Source organism: Pseudoalteromonas sp. S3178 (genome assembly GCF_005886985.1).
In the GTDB taxonomy this organism is placed as follows: Bacteria; Pseudomonadota; Gammaproteobacteria; order Enterobacterales; family Alteromonadaceae; genus Pseudoalteromonas; species Pseudoalteromonas carrageenovora.
Genome location: NZ_PNCW01000432.1, coordinates 1 through 318 on the forward strand (window position 1 = coordinate 1; position 318 = coordinate 318).

The following is a 318-nucleotide window of genomic DNA, read 5'->3' on the forward strand; positions in this document are numbered from 1 at the left end:
CTTGAAACCAAGACTTTTGCTCTTGCTCATGCTCCATCAATAAATCAATAAGTGCACGATTTATATCATGGGAAGATTGATTATTAAGAATAAGGCCCAAATCAAAAATAGGGGTAGGGACGCCCATATAATCTTTAACGCCCAAAAAGCTGGGGTTGTCATTGGGTAAATCCGTTAAATTTTCTTCATAACGTTCAGTGAGCAAAATATCTAATATCTTCAGAGATATGGTTTTTTGTCCAACTCGAAAGTTTATTAAATCCATGTTCGCCTCTAAAAAATTATAATTATCTTTTAAGAGTAGAACATTATGACGAA

At 33.6% G+C, this 318-nt stretch carries 1 protein-coding gene; it reads right to left on the bottom strand.

All coding sequences use genetic code 11. The features are described 5' to 3' along the window. Positions 1 to 265, bottom strand: a 265-nt coding sequence (locus CWC11_RS21620) for a chemotaxis protein CheW (protein ID WP_171038508.1), incomplete at its 3' end; no start/stop codon positions are given. Between the last annotated feature and the right edge of the window lie 53 nt (positions 266 to 318).